We start from the raw sequence: 18523 nt of genomic DNA, 5'->3' as shown, positions 1-18523 counted from the left end.
GTCGTGGACGTGCGTTCTATCGAAAGCTAGAAACGGTCAGCGCGCAGTCGGGCGAGCTTGCGGTCACCGGCCTCGACAGCTCCCGGCACTGACATGTCTGGCTCGGGTGATCCCTCGACGACGCGGATCACCATTCCGATGCCGTAGCTCAAGTCCGGAAAACACAACAGGCCATCGCTGTCGGCCATCTTCCACCTCGGCTCGCAGTGGGAGGTCTCTACTGCGGGGGCGCGAACCGTCACCGAGATGTCGACAGTGGAATCAGGCTCGGTGTCGGCGATCGGCACCCACGGTGGCGATCGCACTAGCCCGTAGCTCGTGGCAGGCCCCACCCGTATGAGCCGGCGTCCCACCCACGGAACTGTCCCAGCGTTGTACAGCCGCCACGACTTGGTGAACTCCAGATTGGGCGGAACGTCAACACCATCGCGCACGGTGAGATCGGCAAGCCATCGCACATCGTCACCCGGAACTCGTCCCCGCTGAGGTGGCCGCGATGGGCGCGAGCGGGGCGGATCAGCGATCCGCACCTGTTCCCACATCTCAGTCAGAAATGGCTGCCCGTTGTTGAACATCTCGTCGTAGAACCACACCAATTCCCTTCCCTGAGAGGGTGTTCGGTCCCTGGAGATGTCCTCGGCCTGGTACAGCGCTTTCACATGCCAGTACGTGCGGTCGGCGCCACCATCAATCAACCGCTGGAGCGCGCCAGCGACAACGGGATCGCACCCCCGATGCCCCTCGGCCTGGAAGCGGCTGATCTCCTCATGCAACCTGGTCACCGTCCACACGAACTCACCACTGTCGTCGAGAAGACGCCGCCGAGTCGACCGCATGTGCGCGGCCAGGTCATGACGCGTCACCATGTGCTGCCTCCCCGCCTCCCGGAACACGCGCCGGGTGCACCGCCGCGTTGAGGCCTGAACGTAGCGCGCACAAGCCTTCGGGGCAGGGCTCCCCGCTCTCTGACGGCATCGCGTCGCTCCAGCCCAACAGTTGGCTCCAACTGCGAGGATCGAGGTCGACCTCGAAGGAAGGACAGCAGCCGATGACGACCGACCCGGTTGACCTCTCCGGTTTCACGGGGTGGGTGCCGTTCGCCGAACTGCCCACTGCCGGCGTCCCGACTGGGCCGGGTGTGTACGTCATCGTGCGCACCACCGACGACCCACCCACATTTCTCGACGTCTCCCCGGCGGGGCACTTCAAAGGAAAAGACCCCACGGTGCCCGTCGATGAGCTGCAGCAGCTGTGGGTGCCCGGCACCCGCGTCGTCTACATCGGCAAGGCCAACCACGGCGGAACTCGCCGACGCGGGCTCTGCAAGCGGCTCGACGAGTTTCGCCGCTTCGGTGCCGGCGAACCTATCGGCCACTCCGGTGGCCGCCGGATCTGGCAGCTCGCCGACCACACCGACCTCCTCGTCGGATGGCGTGAAACCGAGGACACCGAAGCGGCCGCCATCGAGACCGCCATGATCGCCCAGTTTCGCGCCCACCACGGCCGTCTCCCGTTCGCCAACATGCGCGCCTGATGCGCCCCGACGACTGGGCGCCCGCTTCGTGCGGGCATCGCGGCTGTCGGTTAAAACCAAGCGAAGCGCGCGCCCTGGTGGCGGTCGCCGCGGTGCTCGCCGACCCGGACCTAACCCGTATCTGCGCCCAAGATCCCGCGTTCGCCGGCGGGCCCATGCCCGACTTCCGCTCGCCTCGCCACGTCGTCGAAGTCAAAGAGTTGACCAGCCGCCCGCTGCGGGGGTTCAACGCCGCCTACAACAGGCAACCGCGATACATCCCAATCCCGACCCTGCGCCACCTGTGGGCCGCCTCGGTGGACGTCTCGGTCGCGGCCGCGGTTTATGAGGGCGATCCTGAGACGCCGGTGGTCAATACGTTGATCGCGACGTTGACCGAGATGGTCGAAGATCTCGAATCCCGTGGATACACAAACTCATTGCATGACCATGACAACTTCCCGCGCTACGCGAAGGAACTCGGCTTTTACTGCGATCTCACCGTAGTGCCAGACAGCGACCTGAAGCCGGGGATCCTGTTGGCGGGCACCATCGTGGGGCGCCCCCGCGCCCTCAACCTTGACGTCGACATCACCGCGCTCCTGCAGGACTGGCTCGACTCAGATCAATCCTCTAATGCCCGCTACTCGCTCGCTGGCCGCGGCGGAGTTCACGTGCTGGCCGTCGTCCCGAGCCGCGACGGCCCGGCCGCAACGGTGATCGACGCCGTGCGCGAGACGCCCGGCGAGGTTCCTGAGGCCGCGCTTCGGCTACCCGACGGCATCGACGTCCTGATCGCCGTCACTGATACCGACGTCCTGAGATTCACCCCCGCAGACGGGTGGTCGCGTCATAGCGCGCCGCACATCGAGTGACCGCCGGTGGTGTCGGTCGCGACGACCACAATGGGCCAGGTGACCGAGAACGCCAGCCCGCACCCGCACCACGTGGTGCAGAAGCCGCGCAAGCGGACAACCCCGGTCGAGGTCGCCGATTTCACCATGCTGGTGAAAGTGCCGGGTCAGCCTGAAGCCATCAAGGCCTTCACCGACGACGAAGCCGAGGAAGCACGCAAGTACGCCGCCGATACCGGCGGAACCGTTGTGCCACTGCCGCTTCCACCCCCGGACGGCTACACCACCGACGACGCCGGCAACCTCATTCCGTTGCCGCCGCCGACCTGCGCCGGGATGGCCGACGGACCCCAGCCCGAGCCCGGCGATGTCACCGGCTGACGGCCAGCAGGCCAGCCTGGATCTGTGGCCGCGAGAGCACGACCTGCCACCCCGATGGGACGGCCTGCCCGTGCAGTGGGGCGGCTGGTCTGACACCGCCGGCATGATCATCTGCCCGCCGCCGCGGCGTCCTGAGCGCTGCCCGCGGTGCGGCGCCACCGCGGCCGCGTTGATCAACACCGGCCGAATCTTCACCGATCCCGCCAGCGCTCCGCCGGCGATCGGCCGCGCCCGTATGCAGCGCGGCCGCCACCTCATTGGGCTCATCTCAGCGTTCCGCTGCCCGCACTGCGAGCACGATCGCGTCCTCGACCCAGCCGGCCAGGAGTGGGATCTCGACGAGACCGACTACACCGACGACGGATCCTGGGACGTCAACGCCTAAGCCTGCTCGGTGGGCAGGACCACCGTGAACGTGCCGTCGCGCGGCGGATCGTCCGGATCGAACCCGAACAGCGCGCACAAGCACTCGTCTCCACCCCACATCGAGCACAGCTCGGCTCTGCAGCTGCTCACGATGTCTCCCCGTCGCGCCCGCGGACCCGCCGCCACCATCGGGCGACCGGCCCCGCGGCAGAGTCGGGCGGCAGCGACATCCTGATGCCTGCGATGTGGGTGACCTCCTGGAGCTGCCCATCAGGGGTGGTGCGGTAGGACGTGCCGGTGTTCGTGCCGCCGGCCTCGGTCAGCATGTCCACGATGCGATCCCGCATCGACTCCTGCTCGGCGCCCCACCAGGCGTCCACGGTGTTCAGGACGTGACTGACCGCCGCCGACGTCGGCCGCGGCGGCGGGGCTTCGGCGCTGGCCGGCGTCCACCGACCCACCACCGGCAGCCACTGGTCCCACGCCGCCGCCAGGGCGTCAACCTCGTCCGACAGCTCAGGGGCCACCGACTGGAACATCGCCTGCACGAAAGCCGCATTCGGCAAGTCCTCGACGTGCGGCCCACCGGACGGGCAGGACCTCGCGAACGCGATCACCGCTCGGGTCACCTCGAGTCCGGCCTTGAAGTCAGCCTGCAACGCGCCCACCGGAGGGGCGGCGTCCTGAGCGGCCGCAGCCGCCATCTCCTCGTCCAGGCGGGTGTTGGCCCGCACCCACGCCTCGTAGGCGCTCCCGACGGCAGCCAGGGCCTCGTATTCGGCGTACCTGCTCAACGCCAGTCCACTGCCACGGCCAAAGCGGCGCACACCGCCCGCATCCGATCGTCAGCCAGCCGACCCAGCCGGGAACCCAGTGCCGCCACCGGCACGCTCTCGACGAGATCGAGGTTCACCGCCGCCCGCTGCGGCACCGGATCCGCGCCCGGCTCCAGGACGACCTCACTGGCCAACCCGCGCACCGTCGTGGTGCACGGCGCGACCAGGACACGGCGCAGCCGGGGAATCGCGACATCGCGCGAGAGCACGACCACCGGGCGCGGCGCGGCGTCGGTGGTCTCGCACCACCACAGCTCCCCGCGCGCCGGCAGTGTCACCGTCGCCCCGCCGACTGTCGCCAGGCCGCGACGTCGCCCCAGTGGTCGGGCTCATCGGCCGGATGCTCGTCGTAGGCCGCGTAGCTGGCGTCGACCTCGGCGGCCCGGTTCGCCGCCAACAGCGCGGCCAACGCAGTGTCGAGCAGTGCGTGATCCTTCGCGCCGGGCATCTGCTTGCGCACCTGGTCCAGCAGATCGGTATCCACCGTCGTGCTCACCCGTGTGCGCGGCATGCCACAAGTGTGGCACGCGTGCGGGACACCAACGCGCAGTCGAGCGGTCACTGCGGTGGGCGCCCGAAGGCCTCGCGCAGCAGGCTCAACGCGACCCCGGTGGCGGTGATTGCCTGGCCGATGTCACCGGTGACGTACGCGTAGGCGATGCCGACACCGACGGCTGCCACCGCGCGGGCGATGCCGTGTGCGCGATCGCGGCGGGGAGCGTTGCCATTGGTGTCGTCCTGGGGGTGGTGCTCGGTCATGTGGTGATCCCTTCTCGGTGCTGTTGAGCTGCACGCTTCCCGAATCCAAGCGCGGTGGCACGCGCTCAAAGGTGCCGAGTTGGCGGGGCTCAAATGGCCGAGTTGGCGGGACAAAAGGTCACTTACATTGATATTGGATATGGTCAGTTACTCCGCTAACTAGGTATCCGCTATATAGGTACTCTCGTTGTGTGAGCACATCGGAATCCGGCGTCGACGAACCAGGTGCTGCGATATCTCTAGGAGGCCCGAGCGTGGAGTCGACGTCCACGACGGGCCCACAGCGAAGCGTCGGCCCGTCGTCGTGGACGGATTATCTCTAGGAAGTCGTTGACGGCGGCGCTGCTCGTGTTCAGTCGCGCCGAGCCCCCTGTCCATCTCGACAACTGGAGCTAGCGCGTCGCCTCGTTGTCGTTCGGCGGACTACCGACCAGCCTGGCGAGGAGCTCGACTCCGCGAAGGATGTCTCCGGACGGCCGGTCGGCGAGGTTTTCGGTCGCCAGGAGGGTCGCGTAGCCGTGAGACATCGACCAGCCGGCGATGACGAGGCTGGCAACGTCGGCATCGGTGAGGGTATCGGCATCGCAAACACTGGCTAGGCTTCGCCGGGCGGTTCCGTAGAGGATGTCGAAGGCCGCTGTCCGAGCCTGCTTGAGGTCTCGGTCGTCCTGATGGCATAGGTAGGGGCGGAACAACACCTCGTAGAACCCACGGTTCTCGAGTGCGAACCTCACGTACTCCGCGCCCCCGTACAGGAATCCCCGATCACCAGATGCGGCTGGCTCGATCGCCTCCGCCATTCGCCTAAATCCTTCTGTGGCAACGGCGGTGAACAGACCGGTTTTGTGGGCGAAGTGATGAGCGAGGGCCGCGTGTGTCACACCCGCCCTTCGTGCGATTCGGCGCATCGAAGCTGCCGAAATGCCCACTTCCTCGACCTCGGCGACCGCCGCGGCGACCGCCGCTGCTCGGAGGTCACCGTGGTGGTAGTGCCGGTGCTCCCCAGCTTCAGACATTGCTGCAGGATACTGCGTAGACGATTTTGCCATTGATAAGTTTGCAGATCATCGCTACTTTAACCATTGGTAAGTTCGTCAGGCGAGCCGCGCGGAGAAGTGCCCATGGAATCGTTCGACGTTGTCGTGGTGGGTGCGCGTTGTGCTGGTTCAGCGCTCGCCATTTACTTGGCGCGGGCCGGCATGCGGGTCTGCCTTATCGATAAGGCTGCCTTTCCGAGTGAGACACCGTCCACCCATGTGCTGCAGCCCCGGGGCGTGGCGATCCTTGACGAACTCGGCGCGTTGGAGCCGCTGCTGGCTCGCAGTGCGGCACAGTTGGACCGATTCAGCGTGGTGATCGACGACATCCGCATCGACGGTGTCCTCGATGACCGATACACACATCCGGGACTAAACGTGCGCCGGACGATCCTCGATCAGGCCTTGCTGCAGATAGCCAGGGACGCCGGTGCCGATGTGCGAACCAGATGCCGAGTCACCGGTGCCCGCAGGTCCGGCGGAAGAGTCATCGGTATCGACACCGCGCACGGGCCACTGGAAGCTGGTCTGGTGGTCGGGGCTGACGGCCGCGGGTCGGTGATTGCCGAGTCGGTGGGCGCGCACAAGTACCTGGTAAAACCTGCGGGGCGTATACCGGTCTGGGGCTACTTTGCCACTGGGCCGCACGAACCCCGACTACGGATCGGTCGAAAAGGCAACCTGGCCTTCCTCGCCAGCCCGACAGACTCGGGCCTGTACATGGCGACGGTCGCTGTCGACCATGACGCTGCGCACAATTTCCATCGGGATCGAGAAGCCAATTTCCGCAACGCAATTCGCGCCTGGCCTGAGCTCGATGACATCGTGGGCGGCGCCGAACGTGACGGTCCGCTGCGGGTGATGGCGAACTGGCACAGCTACTTTCGGGAATCGGCCGGACCGGGGTGGGTACTGGTCGGGGATGCCGGGCATTTCAAGGATTTCACCCCCGGTCAGGGCATCTCCGACGCGCTCTGCCAGGCCAAGGCGCTGTCGACGGCCATCAGCGCATCGGCCGGCTCGGCGACCGCCCAAGACGAGGCGATGAAACGCTGGTGGCAGCACCGCGACCGCAGTTCCTACGACATGTACTGGTTCGCCATGCAGATGGCCCCACCAGGGGCACCTTCACCGCTGGTCACCGAGCTCCTCCGGCGGGTTGCAAACGATCCGGACGGCGCGGCCACCCTGCTGCGAGTGATCAACCGCGACCTTCAGTCGACCAAGCTGTTCACCACCTCGCGCCTGCTCGCCGCAGCCTGTACGACACTTCTCAATCACCCGGAGCAGCGGCGGGCTACGTTCGCCGAGATCAGGGCCCAACTCGCAACGGAGATTGAGAAGTTCCGCGCCAGACTAAGTTCCTCACGAGGCCGCAATCATCGCATCGGACAGCGCGACTAAGATTGGTGCACAAGCCATCCGGACACGACTGGTCCCCGTTAGCGGGCAATCCAACCGTGGGCGGCTGCTGACGGCGCTAAGACGGACAAGTTGCTGCTGCGGGAGTGCGGATTTCGAGGAGTCGGCTGCGGAGCGCTTCGTTTTCGGTGCGTAGCTGTGCGATCTCTTCGGTGAGCTCACGGTTTCGGGCGATGGCGGCTGCCAGTTTGGTGCGGAGCGATTCGATGCTGGCGGCGGATTTAACTCCGGTCGCCGCCGCGGCACTGGCGGTGGTCCTGAGAGTGGTGATGTCATTGCGGAGTTGGCTGTGCTGGTAGAGGAAGCTGGTTGACACACTCGCCTCACGGGCGACGGCGACGAAGGTGACGGGTTCACCGGTGTTGCGCAGTTTTGTGATCGCCCTGCGGGCGCGCGCTGCGGCGTCTGCGGTGCGAGCGGCGGCAGCTTCGCCCAGGCGGGCGGTGCGGCGTTCGCGGTCACCGGCGCTCACTGGGCGTCCTGCGAGGTCTTCGGGTCGATTTCGCTGATCAGCTTGGTGACTTTGTCGAGCATCGCCGTGTTCAACTCGACGGCGGCTGTGTCGCCGCATTCGCGGGCGTCCGCGGTGAGGCGTTGCAGTTGGTCGCGGTGGGCGATGTGGGCGCCGAGGAAGACGCGGCCGCCGGGGTCGTGGAAGGAGCAGTCGAGGCAGGGGTTGGGCCGGAATTCGCAGCGTTGTGCCGTTGGGAGAGTACAGAATCCGTTGGGCAGAGCCATGGTGAATCGGGCCCGGAGTCGCTCAACATCGGCATCGGTGTTGGTCGTGTCGGCGGTGGCGCTGTCCCAGAATTCGCGTGCTTTGCGGGCGAGGGTGTCGTCGGTGATGCGGGCGTATGCAGAGGTCATGGTGTCGCTGTGGTGGCCGAGGAAGTCACGTACTTCTTGTTGGGTCCACCCGTTGTTGAGCAGCGTGGTTCCGATGGTGTGCCGGAAGCGGTGCACGTCGCCGCCGGAGATCGGCTCGCCGGTGATGGTTGAGGTGGTGATCCCGTGTTCGGTGAACAGGGCGGCGAGTCGGTGCCGGAGGCCGCTGGTCGACCAGGGTTGGGTGCGGCCGGCGGCGGCGTTCGACCGAGCGCCTGGGAATAGGTGTTCGGCGTCGGGTCCGTAGGTGTCGCGGACGCGGGTCTGCTGGTCGAGGACGATTGTTGCGAGGCTGTCGGGGATGGGGAATCGGCGCCATGCTCGGGTTTTGGGCATCCAGTATTCGATCCAGTAGCCCGCGTCGGAGCGGTGCAGGCAGTCGATGGGCAGTGCGACCAGTTCGGAGATGCGGCAGCCTGCCCACCGGGTCGTGGCGATCATCGACCGCAGGGTGGGGTCGGTTGCGGGGTTGTCGACGATCAGTGTGTCGACGCGGTCGATCACGTCCGGCGGGAACGGGCGGGGGCTGCGGGTCTTGCGGTGCACGTTTTCGCCTCGTCGGAGGAACACCGCCGCCCCGAGATCGGGCACGATCTGGGTGTCGTGCAGCGACTCCAGCAGGTAGGCAGCGGTATTGGCGAGCCGGGAGTCCGCTTCGGTGTCCGGTCGACGCGTCCACGCCAGGTAGTCAAGGAAGACCGGCCTGGTCACCGCGCACGGCTCCGGCTGCTCGTCGTCGCGGGTGAGGAACCGGGCGAGTTGGCGGGTGGCGCGCACCCACTGGGTCAGCGTTCCCCACGACATGGTGGCGGTGGTGAGCTGTCGTCGTGCGAGTTCTTTGACCGCAGTCCGCAGCCACGGCAGGGGCACCGTGGACCAGTCCACGGCTGTGTGTGTCGATCCGGATTGGGTTGCGTCGAGGACGAATTCGAATCCGTCTCGCCAGTGCCAATGGTCGTCGGCCCACAGGTTGGGGTTGGTGGCGCCGTCGAGGAGCCGGAAGAAGCGCCGAAGGTAGGGCGCGCACAGCGAGTCGAACGAGCTGGTGTGCGGCCAATGTTGCCGGCACAGCAGAAGCCAGTCCTCAGTGGGTCGCTCGGTAAGCGAGTCGGTGATTCGCCCGTCGGCGGTATCGATGAGCACCATGAGGAAGCGGCGGAGGCTGGTGTTGGGGGTCCAGTCGCCGCGGCGGACCTTGGTGGCAACGACGAACCGGATCTCATCGGCCGCGACCTGTGGTAACCGCCCGAAGTCGACGACTTGGGCCGAGAGGTAGCCGCGCGGGGCGCCGACCGGCCGGGCTTCGAAGTTCGCCCAAGCGGTGAAGTCGGCGGGCTGGCCGGCGCGGAACCATTGGAAGTAGTGCGCGTAGCACAATCCGCGTCGTTCGCCGGTGGTCTGGGGGCCGCCAAGCCAGTACCGCTCGTTCTTGCATGCGTCGACGGCGCAGGGGTCGGTGGCCCGGCGGCGGCGGTCTCCGGCTGTTTCGACGACCTGCCACGTCGGCTGACACCACGGCCCGTCGGGCACCTGTAGCGGCGAACGGCGACCTCCCCGGGAGGAGCCTCGCTGGGATTCAACGTTTCTCACGGCCTGCCCCGGGCTGCGGTGGCGCCCACACCAGACGCTCGGTGCGGCGCAGCCGGTCTGCCAGGTCGTCGCTGGCGAGGTGGATATAGACGTCGGCGCTGGCGGCGTGAGATTGCCCGAGCCGGGCGGCGATCTCGGCCGATGTCCAGCCGGCCTTCGCCAGGGCGGTGGCGTGGGTGTGGCGCAGCATGTGCGGGTGCAGCCCGTCGAGACCCGCAGCCGAGCCGATATGTTCGATGATCTGGTAGGCGTTCGAGTACGACAGCGGTCCGCCGATCGGGGGCCGGGACAGGTTGACGAAGACGTAATCACTGTCTATGCCGCTGATCTCACCGAGTAGGTAGGCGGCGTACAGGTCGAAGAACCGGCGGGGCGCGTCCACCGCGAACTGTGCGCGCTGCTTTGACAGCGCCCCGTTGGTGTTGTCTTCCCGGCGACATACCTGAACTCGCTTGCGCATCGGGTCCAGGTCGGCGTGCCGCAACCCCAACGCCTGCCCGATCCGCAGCCCCAGGTCATACAGCGCGGAGAGCAGCAGCCGGTCGCGGCAGGTCGACGCCGCCGCCAGCAACGTCGCGAAGTCCGCCTCGAAGTCGATCGTCTGCACGGTCTCCGCGGGCTGTTTGCCCGGCCGGGTCAACCGGGAGACCGCACTCGGGTGTCGTTGCTCGATGTGGGACAGGAAGTTGTGTGACCGGCGCGGGAGCCGAGATGGGTTGCGGGTCAACACGAGATCCTGCGGTCCGCGGCCTTCTACACGATGGAACTCGTAGAACTCGCGGACGGCCGCGCTGACCGCCTTCACCGTTCCCGGCGCCCGGCTGCCCGTGCGGGTCGGCAGAGGCGGCAAACCGGCGGACAGGGCGCCCACAAAATCGCACAGTGCGTCGAATACCACGGCGTCCCAGGGGATTCCGCGCGCGCCCAGCCACCGGTAGAACAAGCTCAGGTGGCGTGCATACGAGCGGACGGTGTTCTGGGAACGACCGACCGCGCGCAGCCAGTGCAGGAACTGCTCGACCTCCCCGATCGGTAGGCCCGATGCGTCCACCACGGTCCACGTCGCCCGTCCGTGGATGGACACCGGTGCCGCCCTCACTCGGCATCCCGGGTTTCCTCGGGGCGCCGGGGCCGCCGCACCTGGATGTCGGGCCGCAGGTCTTCCTGCGGTTCGCGAGACGGCATCGGCTCGGCTGCGGCGGTGTCAGTGGGCAGCGCCCCGGGCAGCCATTTCATGTCACGATTGCGCCACGTCGCGTATTGGGCCTGCACTTTGGCCATGGGGACCTCGAAGCGGTCCCAGTCGACACCCGGGGCGCTGACCCAGATCCGACGGATGTGGGTGTCGGTGACGATGTCGTAGTCCCACGTGAGCTCGCAATGAGTGGGATCGCCGACCAGGCCCAGGGTCGCCGAGTCCTGGGTGAAGAACGCGGTCCGCCGCGGGGTGGTCGGTTCCATCTCGTTGTGGTGGATCATCATGTGTGTCTTCCCGCGGCTGCTGATCTCGGGCCAGCGGTAGGGCTTCACGACGGTGTGTCCGGGTGGATGCATTCCGTGCGTGCTCAGCCATACATCGGTGCCCGCCGCAACGGCGGCCGCCACATAAGCGCCGCGTCCGAGCCCTTGCATCACCGTCCGAAGATGCGCGGAGTGCCTCGCCGACAACGCATTCCAGTCATCGACCGCAGCCAGCAGCATCGCTCCCACCCCGACCGTCACCTGTTTGAGCAGCCGCCGGGCCTCCTTGCGAGAGACCGGACCCTCGGGTGCGGTGGGTTGATCCATCGGAGCTGTCACGACCCCGCCTTTCAGCCGAAAACCTTGCATAGAATCGTGCAGACCGTGGTAAGGTTTTGGTCTGGAAGACACGCCGTTCGCGCACGGGGCCGCAGTTTGGCGAGCGCCCGGGCCGAAAATTGGCTATCGTCACACCAGCCACACACGTCCCACGCCGGATAGCGAGTGTGAACTGGGAAAACGCAGATCAAACGGTGTTTCTACGCGATTCCGCGGCAACGACGGGCTAGTGTCGGAAGACAGCACCGAGACGGATGGGAGGCGATCTGTGACGGCACCGAATCCGTACGACGACGCGGCGAACAGCGTGATGGTGCAGTTGACCCGACTGTCGTGTGGATGGTCGAAAAAGCGGTTGGCCGACGAGGCCGCGGTATCCGCCTCACACGTCAGCAGAGTGGAGGCGGGACTGCTGCCCCTGGCGGGGAAGGCCTTGCTCGACTACGCGCAGGCCATGGGATGCCGGCCGGAGGCGTTGTGTGTGCCCTTCACCCGGTCCCCCGCTCAGGGCAGCCATTTCCGGGCCAACCTGAGTGCGGCTGAGTGGAAGCGTGACCGCGTGTGGGCCCGGGCGAATCTTGTCGCGATGCGGATCGGCCGCCTGGTGTCGCACGCCGACATCAACCCCAAGCTCGCGCTTCCCGATCTTGACCCGGCCGACTTCGCGTCCGAGCTCGGCGAGATCACCGTCGCCCAGGTTCTGCGCCGCTTGTGGCGTATCGCCGGCCCGATCCGGTCCATGACCGAATTGCTCGAAGCCGCAGGCGTGTTCGTTGTGGTCGACGACTTTCTCGACGACGAGATCGACGCGGTGACCCTGCGTGCAAGTGAGCATCACCCGCACCTGGTGTATGTCAACGCGGCCCGGCCGCCCGACCGCATGCGGATGACGCTGGCCCACGAACTCGGTCATCTCGTCATGGACGCGATGACACTGGTCAGCCCCGCCGAAGTCGAGCGCCGGGCCAACAGTTTCGCCGCCGAGTTCCTTGCACCTATCGGCGATATCGGCTTCGACTTGGACCGCGTGTCGGTGCGGACCGTGCACGAACTCGACGAGCTGCGTCTCACTTGGGGTGTGAGCGCGTCGTCGCTGGTCGTGCGGGCCCACGAGCGCGGTGTGCTGTCCGGATATCAGTACCGGTCGATGTTCCGGCTGCTCAATGAGACCGGCCGCATGTACGGCCCACGCCCGGGCGTGGCCGAGGAGGTGCCCCAGCTCGTTGGCACCGTACTCGACCAACTCACCGCCGCCGGCTACACCAGCAACGAACTCGACGACATCACGCTGCTCACCAGCGCGCAACGCGGCGCTCTCTTCGGATCGGCAAGCAACGGGCCCCGCGCCCGGCACCTCAGCATGGTCTAGCTATCGGGCGCGATCGTGGGCTGGAACCGCACCCCGGTCCGCGACGAGCAGTGGAGGGCGCCGGTCCATTGGACTAAGCAGGGGCAAGCTCTTGAGCAGGACCGCGCCGCAGGCGGCCGCCATCACCGCGTGGTACGAGACAGCGCACGAGCCCTCGGACGGGTGGTCCTCCAACGCAGAAACCGGCGTCTGTACGCCGAACTGCGGTGGCAGACCAACAACAAGCAATGCAGCCAGTACCTCTGCGAGGTCTCCGCCAAGAACCGAACCGCCAACCTCGCCGCCGGCTGGCGACACGCACACAGCAATGGCCTGACCGAAAGCCCTCCTCCAGCGAGAGACGCCATTTGATTGTCACTGTGATGCTGGGCATCATGGCCTGGGCTACTCCCGCTCACCGGTGGCCTCATAGACGATCCAGGTTCGGTCAAAGTATGTGGTCACGTCCCACGGGCTGCATGCCCAAGCTTGGTCAGAACCCGTTGCGAGGTCCGGTGTTGGGGGTCAACGATGGCCACGACCCGTTCGGTTCGGTTGATTAACGCCCAGCCCAGGCACGCTGAAGCGGCTTCCGTGGCACACCCGTGTCCCCAATACTCCCGAGCGAGGTGAAACCCCAGTTCCAAATCCGGCCGCCCAGGCAAGAACTGCAACCCGCAGTCACCGATCAAACACCCGAATCATTCAGCGTCACAGCCCATTTGCTCACTCCATAACACTCATGGTGGGCGATCAAGTCGATGACACGTTGGCGCGTTCCGTCCGCGTCGCGCACCCCGCCCGGGATGAACCGCGTGACCGCGGGGTCGGAATACACGACATGCATGGCCTCGACGTCGATTAGCGTCAGGGGCCGAATGGTCAGCCGCTCGGTGCGAAAAGGTAAGGCGATTGGCGGCCCCGATGATGCAGGATCGATAGCCATGACCTCGCTCCTTTGGGATCAGCACACCTGTCTGCCCTTGCAGCCCGACGCCGACGTGGACCTGCTGACCCGGTATCAGCGTGATGGCGGCGCATTCGTGTCCGTCAATGCAGGGTATTCGCCGCACAGCTTCAACGCCACCATGGCGCTGCTGGCGCACTATCGTGCCGCGGTCGATGCGCACCCATCGATGGAACTGGCGGCCAGTTCCGATGACGTCGCCGCGATTACCGGCGCTGGACGTATCGCCGTGGTGTTCGACCTCGAAGACTCACGGCCCCTCGATAACAACCTCGACAACCTGGTCACGCTCTCTGAGCTCGGCGTGCGCACGTTGTTGCCGACCTACAACCACGCCAACCGCGCCGGCCATGGCTGCCTGGACACCACCGACGGTGGCCTCACGACGTGGGGCCGGGCGATCATCGCCGAAATGAACGCCGTCGGCATCGTTCCCGACGGTTCGCACTGCAGCCCTCGCACCGGGCTCGACATGTGCGACACCTCAAGCGGCCCGGTCATTTACAGCCACTCCTGCATGCGGGCAGTCTGGGATCACCCGCGCAACATCACCGATGACCAGGCTCGAGCGTGCGCCGCCACCGGTGGGGTTATAGGAATCACCGGCGTCGGTATTTTCCTGGGCCCCAACACGCCAACGCTGGAGGCGATGACGCGCCACCTCGAGTACGCCGTCGACCTGGTGGGCATCGACCACGTCGGCATCAGCACCGACTTTTCGTTCGACTATGCGGACTTCGTCGAAGAACTCACCCGCAACCCTCACCTGTTCGATGCCAGCTATACCCGATGGGGAGCGATTCAGTGGATGCCACCCGAAACGCTTCTAAGTCTTGGTGAGCACCTGAGGGAACGGGGTTGGTCCGACGAAGACATCCGCGCAGTCCTTGGAGGCAACTTCTATCGCGTAGCGCAACGCGCCTGGCAGGCTTAGCCCCAAGTCACCGCTATCGGGTAAAGCGGTTGGAATCCTCGCGGCGGGCAGACCGACTCGCGGAGTGATCGCAACTCCGCTAGGGCGACGGCGCGACGGAGGCGCTTGTTGGAACGTGCACGGAGGGCGTGCTGACCTCGGTCTGCGTCACCGGTGGAGGCTCGAGGTTCTCGTGTGTACTTGTCGGCGCGGGACGGGTGATCGCAGCGGCGATCAGTACGCCGACCCCGAGAACGAGCATCGCGATGTAGAACGGAGCGATCGACCATGACCTCCAGACAGACCGCTCGGGCACGTACGCCTGCTTAAACTTCTGCCACTTCGTTTTCTCCGGAGTACCGTTCGGCGGTGGCTCGTCAGCATCAGTCGGATCGAGAGTGAACCGAGGGACCATTCGCTCAGCTCGCGCCACGGTGTTGTAGAGCTTCCGGAACGCCTTCTCGCTCCGCAAGTAGTTGGCGTCGAGGTACGCGAAGAGGATCACCGCGATTACTCCGAGAAGCGCGAGCGGCCACAGATGCTGGGTCAGTGCAAAGCCAAATGCTGCGGTCGTGACCGGAAGGAGCCACCCTTTCGCGGACGACGACGCCGCGGACTGCCGCGTCACCACCGCCTGGATGTAGTCGAGATGCTTGCGTCGATCCTCGGGCGACAACTCCGGCTGCGCGGCTGGCGGTGTGAACTGGACCGCGGCCCTCACGCGACGCAGAGCCTCGTCCTTACTGGCCTCCGAGTAGTCAGTCTCGGGTGGCCATATCGGCCCCATCGCGTCCCCGCTGCGCCGTGGGACCAGGTGCACGTGAAGATGCGGAACCGTCTGGGTAGCGGCCTCGCCGTTGGACTGTATGACGTTGAGGCCCTCCGGCAGCAATGCCGAACGCAATGCGGTTGACAGGCGCAGAACCGCGGTCGATAGCTCAGCCGATTCCTCCGGTTCCAATCCCCAGATGTCTTCCATGTGCCGCTTGGGCACCACGAGAACATGACCTATGACGGCGGGTTCCGTCGGAAAGAAGGCGACGACGTGCTCGTTCCGATACACCTCCCGAACATCGGGATCGCCGCCGGCGACGATGGCGCAGAACGGGCACAGCTCAGAAGTCACAGCAGTCGAGTCTTGGCCTGCGCAACCCAGCTCTCCAGATTGTTGGACAGGTTCGCGTAGGTGGCCTTGGTGTCAATTTGTCCTTGCCAGTTCGTCTGGGTCGGGTCGAACACGGGAACACCACTCACACCCGGAACCTTGGTGAACGGGTCCGCTCCGCGGCTGTCGACAGAGCCCATCGACGACAGACCGTGAATCCGTACACCGACGAGCGGCTTCTTGTCGTTCCATGCCTTCTCGATCTCGTACAGCACCCACGGTCGGGACGCGGTTTCCTGACCGATCAGAACGACAACAGCGCGCTTGTAGGCCATCTGCTTGTCGATCCAGTCCTTGATCGCTTGCTCACCCTGCCGACGCACCGCCTCCCACTGCTGGGCGCCGAGAAGGGGCTGGCCCTCCAGGGCTCCGATCTGCCGAACGAGCTGGACTCGGTGCACGTCGCGCTCGTAGTGGAACGAGTAGAACACGGTCTTGGTTGCCATCGTTGGCTCCTCTCAAGGCTTCGGCGTCTTGCCGGAAGCACAGCTCGTTGAGGTTAGCTCCGAGCGGTGACACGAACGTTCCGTGTTCCAGGCACACTCGGCGGGTTCACGCAATCGGACTACATGGAGAATGATCGGGGCGCCCGGAGCGGGACGAAACCTCCTTGCCGACTGCGCATCCGGTGGTACTCCACGGATATGACACTTTTTCGTGTCGGCAAGGAGGTTTTCGATCTGAAGTTATCCGTTCTTCAAAAGTGGAGCCACGGGGAATCGAACCCCGATCTGAGCCTTGCAAAGGCCCCGTTCTACCGTTGAACTATGGCCCCGTCACGGACATGACCATGACGGTGTCACCGCTGGTCATCCCCACTTCGAACTCACTCTCCTACAGATAAGATTCGCAGGACGCCGAACGCGCCCGCCAAGCCGCCTACATGAAGAAGGTCGCCGACAAATACCTCGCGGAACGCAAGGACCGCCGCGCCGAGCTGAAGAAGCGCGAGACCTATGACGCCATCACCCGCGCCACCGAGCGCCTGCAAAGCATCGCCCACCCGGAGCAGCCGTACATCGTCATCCGCTCCGACTTCCTGATCCTGAACACCGGTCGGCCCTACCCCCCGCCGGCGCGGCAGCCGGAGAACATTGCCTCTCGCCCCTCGCTGACTCGGGTCCAGAACGGCAAAAACCCGCACGCTCTGCCGGTCTACCTCAACAGCCTGTTCGTCCATCAGATGCGCGCGGCGTACAAGAACGGCCCCGGCACTCCCCCCGAGCCGTCCCGGCGCCGCAACGCGAAGAGCGACCCGCTCAACAAGGCCACCAACTGGATCGCCCTGGCCGCGCTCGACGTCGACGGCGTCCACATCCGCAACCAGCGCAAGGCGTTCAATCGCGCCCTCGATGCACTCCGTAAGTGGGATCTGGTGTCACTCAACGACACCGGGCAGCGCTACGCCAACTCCACGTTCTGCCGCGAAGACGGGTCCGGCCGGAACTATGTCATCCCACGGGGCACCCCAGCCGCGCCCAAGCACCTCTGCATCCCCACCGAGTTCTTCACCACCGGATGGCATCTGGTGCTCACCCTCAACGAACTGACAACGTTTCTGGCGGTGTGCCACGTTGCCGACCTACGGCTGCAGCACGACCGCAGCACCGTTATGTTCCTGGCCGAATGGTTCCGCTACAGCATGCTCGGACTCACCGACGAGGCCTACGTGTCCATCCACGAGCTGGCCGAGTTCGGACTGATCGAGGTAACCGACCCGATGCCCAACCGCAAACGCGGCCGCATCCAAGCGGGACAGAAGGGCGAGAAACCCCCTGAGCCCTATGAGATTTCGGTGCCGATGTTCAGCGGTATGCCGTCCACCGATGCCCTGTTCGACCTGTCAAAGTTCGATGATCCGGCCATCGACCGTGCGATCTCCACCCTGGCTTTGCAGGCACCCCGATTCAGGTAGCGCGTAGGCTCAGGGTGCCAGGCGGCGCAGATCTGCGATCGCCGCAGTGAGGTCCTCAGCCAGTCGCTCCGCGGAGCCAACATCCAACGGCCCATCAGCGTCGACGCTGATCGCCAAGTCGTAGAGGGTGCCGTCAGCACGCTGGAAGCCGGCCAACCGCACCGTCGCGACTTCCCCTCGCGGGGTCCCCAGGAAATACCGGAACCTCGCTCCGTCGTCGTCGGAGGTCTCCCACGGATCGACCCGCTCGGTCGGCACGGGCAGCAGGACAGCAGGGGCGTCATCGTCATTGGCCACGACGACGCAACATACCCGTGCCGGACCGCTGAAGCAGCAGGCGGCAATGGGCATAGCCTGGGGGTATGGGACCACAACCTGCGCTCGTCGAGACCGACGCACGCGGCCGCACGGCACTTCCCGGCCACCCCAACCAACGGTTCCTCATGCGAGTCAATGAGGACGGAAGCATCCTGCTGCAGCCCGCCCATGTCGACACCGCCGCCCAGCAGGAATACGACTCCAACCCCGAACTGCAAGCTCTTCTCGCCAGGGCCGCGGCCGCCCCTACAGCGCGGCGCACACGTCACCACCACTGAATGACCGGCCCACCGACCGCGGTGGACAGCCAAGCGCACAAGCAGGCGTGGACCGAAGTCGAGCGAACATGATTCATTAGGGCTTCGCGACCTGAACGCCGATATGACACGCGCGCCGCGCGACGCCCGGCTCGCTCACTGCCTCCGCGCTGCATACGGCACGCTTCGATATGGCT

General features: G+C 65.8%; 25 protein-coding genes, 1 tRNA gene and 1 pseudogene. 9 read left to right on the top strand and 18 right to left on the bottom strand.

Translation table 11 applies throughout. The features are described 5' to 3' along the window. Positions 1–26 precede the first annotated feature (26 nt). Positions 27–866 (bottom strand): NBR1-Ig-like domain-containing protein, encoded by an 840-nt coding sequence (locus tag AC5Y6Y_RS24915; protein ID WP_068004431.1) that lies wholly within the window; start codon positions 864–866, stop codon positions 27–29. Between the two features lie 182 nt (positions 867–1048). Here AC5Y6Y_RS24915 and AC5Y6Y_RS24910 point away from each other — a divergent pair, with 182 nt between their 5' ends. The 4 genes from AC5Y6Y_RS24910 (at position 1049) to AC5Y6Y_RS24895 (ending at position 3133) form a co-directional block, all read left to right on the top strand. After that, entirely contained in the window at positions 1049–1534 is a 486-nt protein-coding gene (locus AC5Y6Y_RS24910; protein WP_499930675.1) for a hypothetical protein, read from the top strand. A 77-nt stretch (positions 1535–1611) separates the two neighbouring features. Beyond that, positions 1612–2388 carry a hypothetical protein gene (locus AC5Y6Y_RS24905; protein WP_499930673.1) on the top strand — a complete coding sequence of 259 codons (777 nt, stop codon included), beginning with the start codon at positions 1612–1614 and terminating at the stop codon, positions 2386–2388. A gap of 30 nt (positions 2389–2418) precedes the next feature. Next, a complete protein-coding gene (locus AC5Y6Y_RS24900) occupies positions 2419–2748 on the top strand; it encodes a hypothetical protein (protein ID WP_499930741.1) in 330 nt (109 codons plus the stop codon). Beyond that, positions 2735–3133 carry a hypothetical protein gene (locus AC5Y6Y_RS24895; protein ID WP_499930671.1) on the top strand — a complete coding sequence of 133 codons (399 nt, stop codon included), beginning with the start codon at positions 2735–2737 and terminating at the stop codon, positions 3131–3133. Before AC5Y6Y_RS24900 ends, AC5Y6Y_RS24895 begins: the two co-directional genes overlap by 14 nt. Here the strand turns inward: AC5Y6Y_RS24895 and AC5Y6Y_RS24890 are convergent. The 7 genes and pseudogenes from AC5Y6Y_RS24890 to AC5Y6Y_RS24860 form a co-directional block, all read right to left on the bottom strand. Further along, the gene (locus AC5Y6Y_RS24890; protein WP_257747860.1) at positions 3130–3264 is read right to left on the bottom strand and encodes a hypothetical protein; all 135 of its coding nucleotides are present in this window, start codon (positions 3262–3264) and stop codon (positions 3130–3132) included. The two genes, AC5Y6Y_RS24895 and AC5Y6Y_RS24890, sit on opposite strands and share 4 nt — an antisense overlap. After that, a complete protein-coding gene (locus AC5Y6Y_RS24885) occupies positions 3261–3908 on the bottom strand; it encodes a hypothetical protein (RefSeq protein WP_499930669.1) in 648 nt (215 codons plus the stop codon). The genes AC5Y6Y_RS24890 and AC5Y6Y_RS24885 overlap by 4 nt, the downstream gene beginning before the upstream one ends. Further along, positions 3905–4228, bottom strand: coding sequence for a type II toxin-antitoxin system PemK/MazF family toxin (locus AC5Y6Y_RS24880; protein WP_068004062.1), 324 nt, complete (start codon positions 4226–4228; stop codon positions 3905–3907). The genes AC5Y6Y_RS24885 and AC5Y6Y_RS24880 overlap by 4 nt, the downstream gene beginning before the upstream one ends. Next, entirely contained in the window at positions 4225–4461 is a 237-nt protein-coding gene (locus AC5Y6Y_RS24875) for an antitoxin MazE5 (RefSeq protein ID WP_068004064.1), read from the bottom strand. The genes AC5Y6Y_RS24880 and AC5Y6Y_RS24875 overlap by 4 nt, the downstream gene beginning before the upstream one ends. Before the next feature lie 47 nt (positions 4462–4508). Further along, positions 4509–4709, bottom strand: a complete 201-nt coding sequence (locus tag AC5Y6Y_RS24870; protein WP_068004067.1) for a hypothetical protein — start codon at positions 4707–4709, stop codon at positions 4509–4511. Positions 4710–5101: 392 nt separating this feature from the next. Beyond that, positions 5102–5509, bottom strand: a complete 408-nt coding sequence (locus tag AC5Y6Y_RS24865) for a TetR-like C-terminal domain-containing protein (protein WP_235660532.1) — start codon at positions 5507–5509, stop codon at positions 5102–5104. Between the two features lie 33 nt (positions 5510–5542). Continuing rightward, positions 5543–5725, bottom strand: a pseudogene (locus AC5Y6Y_RS24860) (TetR family transcriptional regulator); the annotation flags it as partial. 105 nt (positions 5726–5830) lie between these two features. Between AC5Y6Y_RS24860 and AC5Y6Y_RS24855 the strand changes: the two are divergent. Beyond that, positions 5831–7150, top strand: coding sequence for an NAD(P)/FAD-dependent oxidoreductase (locus AC5Y6Y_RS24855; RefSeq protein WP_115326153.1), 1320 nt, complete (start codon positions 5831–5833; stop codon positions 7148–7150). 76 nt (positions 7151–7226) lie between these two features. On the opposite strand, the gene AC5Y6Y_RS24850 is transcribed toward AC5Y6Y_RS24855, so the two are convergent. The 4 genes from AC5Y6Y_RS24850 to AC5Y6Y_RS24835 are packed head-to-tail and all read right to left on the bottom strand — an operon-like array spanning position 7227 to position 11443. Then, positions 7227–7640 carry a DUF6262 family protein gene (locus tag AC5Y6Y_RS24850; protein ID WP_115326152.1) on the bottom strand — a complete coding sequence of 138 codons (414 nt, stop codon included), beginning with the start codon at positions 7638–7640 and terminating at the stop codon, positions 7227–7229. Next, the gene (locus tag AC5Y6Y_RS24845) at positions 7637–9643 is read right to left on the bottom strand and encodes a tyrosine-type recombinase/integrase (protein WP_499930665.1); all 2007 of its coding nucleotides are present in this window, start codon (positions 9641–9643) and stop codon (positions 7637–7639) included. The genes AC5Y6Y_RS24850 and AC5Y6Y_RS24845 overlap by 4 nt, the downstream gene beginning before the upstream one ends. Further along, the gene (locus AC5Y6Y_RS24840) at positions 9630–10727 is read right to left on the bottom strand and encodes a tyrosine-type recombinase/integrase (protein WP_464469323.1); all 1098 of its coding nucleotides are present in this window, start codon (positions 10725–10727) and stop codon (positions 9630–9632) included. Before AC5Y6Y_RS24840 ends, AC5Y6Y_RS24845 begins: the two co-directional genes overlap by 14 nt. An 11-nt stretch (positions 10728–10738) precedes the next feature. Further along, complete coding sequence (locus tag AC5Y6Y_RS24835) at positions 10739–11443, bottom strand: hypothetical protein (RefSeq protein ID WP_235660286.1); 705 nt, start codon at positions 11441–11443, stop codon at positions 10739–10741. Between the two features lie 268 nt (positions 11444–11711). On the opposite strand from AC5Y6Y_RS24835, the gene AC5Y6Y_RS24830 reads away from it, so the two are divergent. Next, positions 11712–12812 (top strand): ImmA/IrrE family metallo-endopeptidase, encoded by a 1101-nt coding sequence (locus tag AC5Y6Y_RS24830; RefSeq protein WP_115326148.1) that lies wholly within the window; start codon positions 11712–11714, stop codon positions 12810–12812. Between the two features lie 440 nt (positions 12813–13252). Here AC5Y6Y_RS24830 and AC5Y6Y_RS24825 read toward each other — a convergent pair whose 3' ends face one another. Both AC5Y6Y_RS24825 and AC5Y6Y_RS24820 read right to left on the bottom strand, forming a co-directional pair. Then, positions 13253–13483: a GNAT family N-acetyltransferase gene (locus AC5Y6Y_RS24825; protein ID WP_115326146.1), complete on the bottom strand. Its 231-nt coding sequence runs from the start codon at positions 13481–13483 to the stop codon at positions 13253–13255. Continuing rightward, complete coding sequence (locus tag AC5Y6Y_RS24820) at positions 13480–13638, bottom strand: GNAT family protein (RefSeq protein ID WP_499930662.1); 159 nt, start codon at positions 13636–13638, stop codon at positions 13480–13482. Before AC5Y6Y_RS24820 ends, AC5Y6Y_RS24825 begins: the two co-directional genes overlap by 4 nt. 97 nt (positions 13639–13735) lie before the next feature. Here AC5Y6Y_RS24820 and AC5Y6Y_RS24815 point away from each other — a divergent pair, with 97 nt between their 5' ends. Then, positions 13736–14692: a dipeptidase gene (locus AC5Y6Y_RS24815; RefSeq protein WP_499930739.1), complete on the top strand. Its 957-nt coding sequence runs from the start codon at positions 13736–13738 to the stop codon at positions 14690–14692. Positions 14693–14771: 79 nt separating this feature from the next. Here the strand turns inward: AC5Y6Y_RS24815 and AC5Y6Y_RS24810 are convergent, their stop codons facing one another. The 3 genes from AC5Y6Y_RS24810 to AC5Y6Y_RS24800 all read right to left on the bottom strand — a co-directional run bounded on the left by AC5Y6Y_RS24810 (position 14772) and on the right by AC5Y6Y_RS24800 (position 16611). Further along, entirely contained in the window at positions 14772–15797 is a 1026-nt protein-coding gene (locus AC5Y6Y_RS24810; RefSeq protein ID WP_499930660.1) for an HIT family protein, read from the bottom strand. Then, positions 15794–16282 carry a TIR domain-containing protein gene (locus tag AC5Y6Y_RS24805; protein WP_055577272.1) on the bottom strand — a complete coding sequence of 163 codons (489 nt, stop codon included), beginning with the start codon at positions 16280–16282 and terminating at the stop codon, positions 15794–15796. The genes AC5Y6Y_RS24810 and AC5Y6Y_RS24805 overlap by 4 nt, the downstream gene beginning before the upstream one ends. 258 nt (positions 16283–16540) lie before the next feature. Then, positions 16541–16611, bottom strand: a tRNA-Ala gene (locus AC5Y6Y_RS24800). 108 nt (positions 16612–16719) lie between these two features. Here AC5Y6Y_RS24800 and AC5Y6Y_RS24795 point away from each other — a divergent pair. After that, positions 16720–17751, top strand: a complete 1032-nt coding sequence (locus AC5Y6Y_RS24795; protein WP_499930658.1) for a hypothetical protein — start codon at positions 16720–16722, stop codon at positions 17749–17751. Between the two features lie 9 nt (positions 17752–17760). Here the strand turns inward: AC5Y6Y_RS24795 and AC5Y6Y_RS24790 are convergent, their stop codons facing one another. Then, the gene (locus AC5Y6Y_RS24790) at positions 17761–18048 is read right to left on the bottom strand and encodes a hypothetical protein (protein WP_068004073.1); all 288 of its coding nucleotides are present in this window, start codon (positions 18046–18048) and stop codon (positions 17761–17763) included. Positions 18049–18113: 65 nt separating this feature from the next. On the opposite strand from AC5Y6Y_RS24790, the gene AC5Y6Y_RS24785 reads away from it, so the two are divergent. Further along, complete coding sequence (locus AC5Y6Y_RS24785) at positions 18114–18347, top strand: hypothetical protein (RefSeq protein ID WP_082902503.1); 234 nt, start codon at positions 18114–18116, stop codon at positions 18345–18347. Positions 18348–18523 lie beyond the last annotated feature (176 nt).

The organism is Mycobacterium sp. NGS24 (genome assembly GCF_059813065.1).
This window is presented reverse-complemented; position numbering and strand designations above follow the sequence as displayed.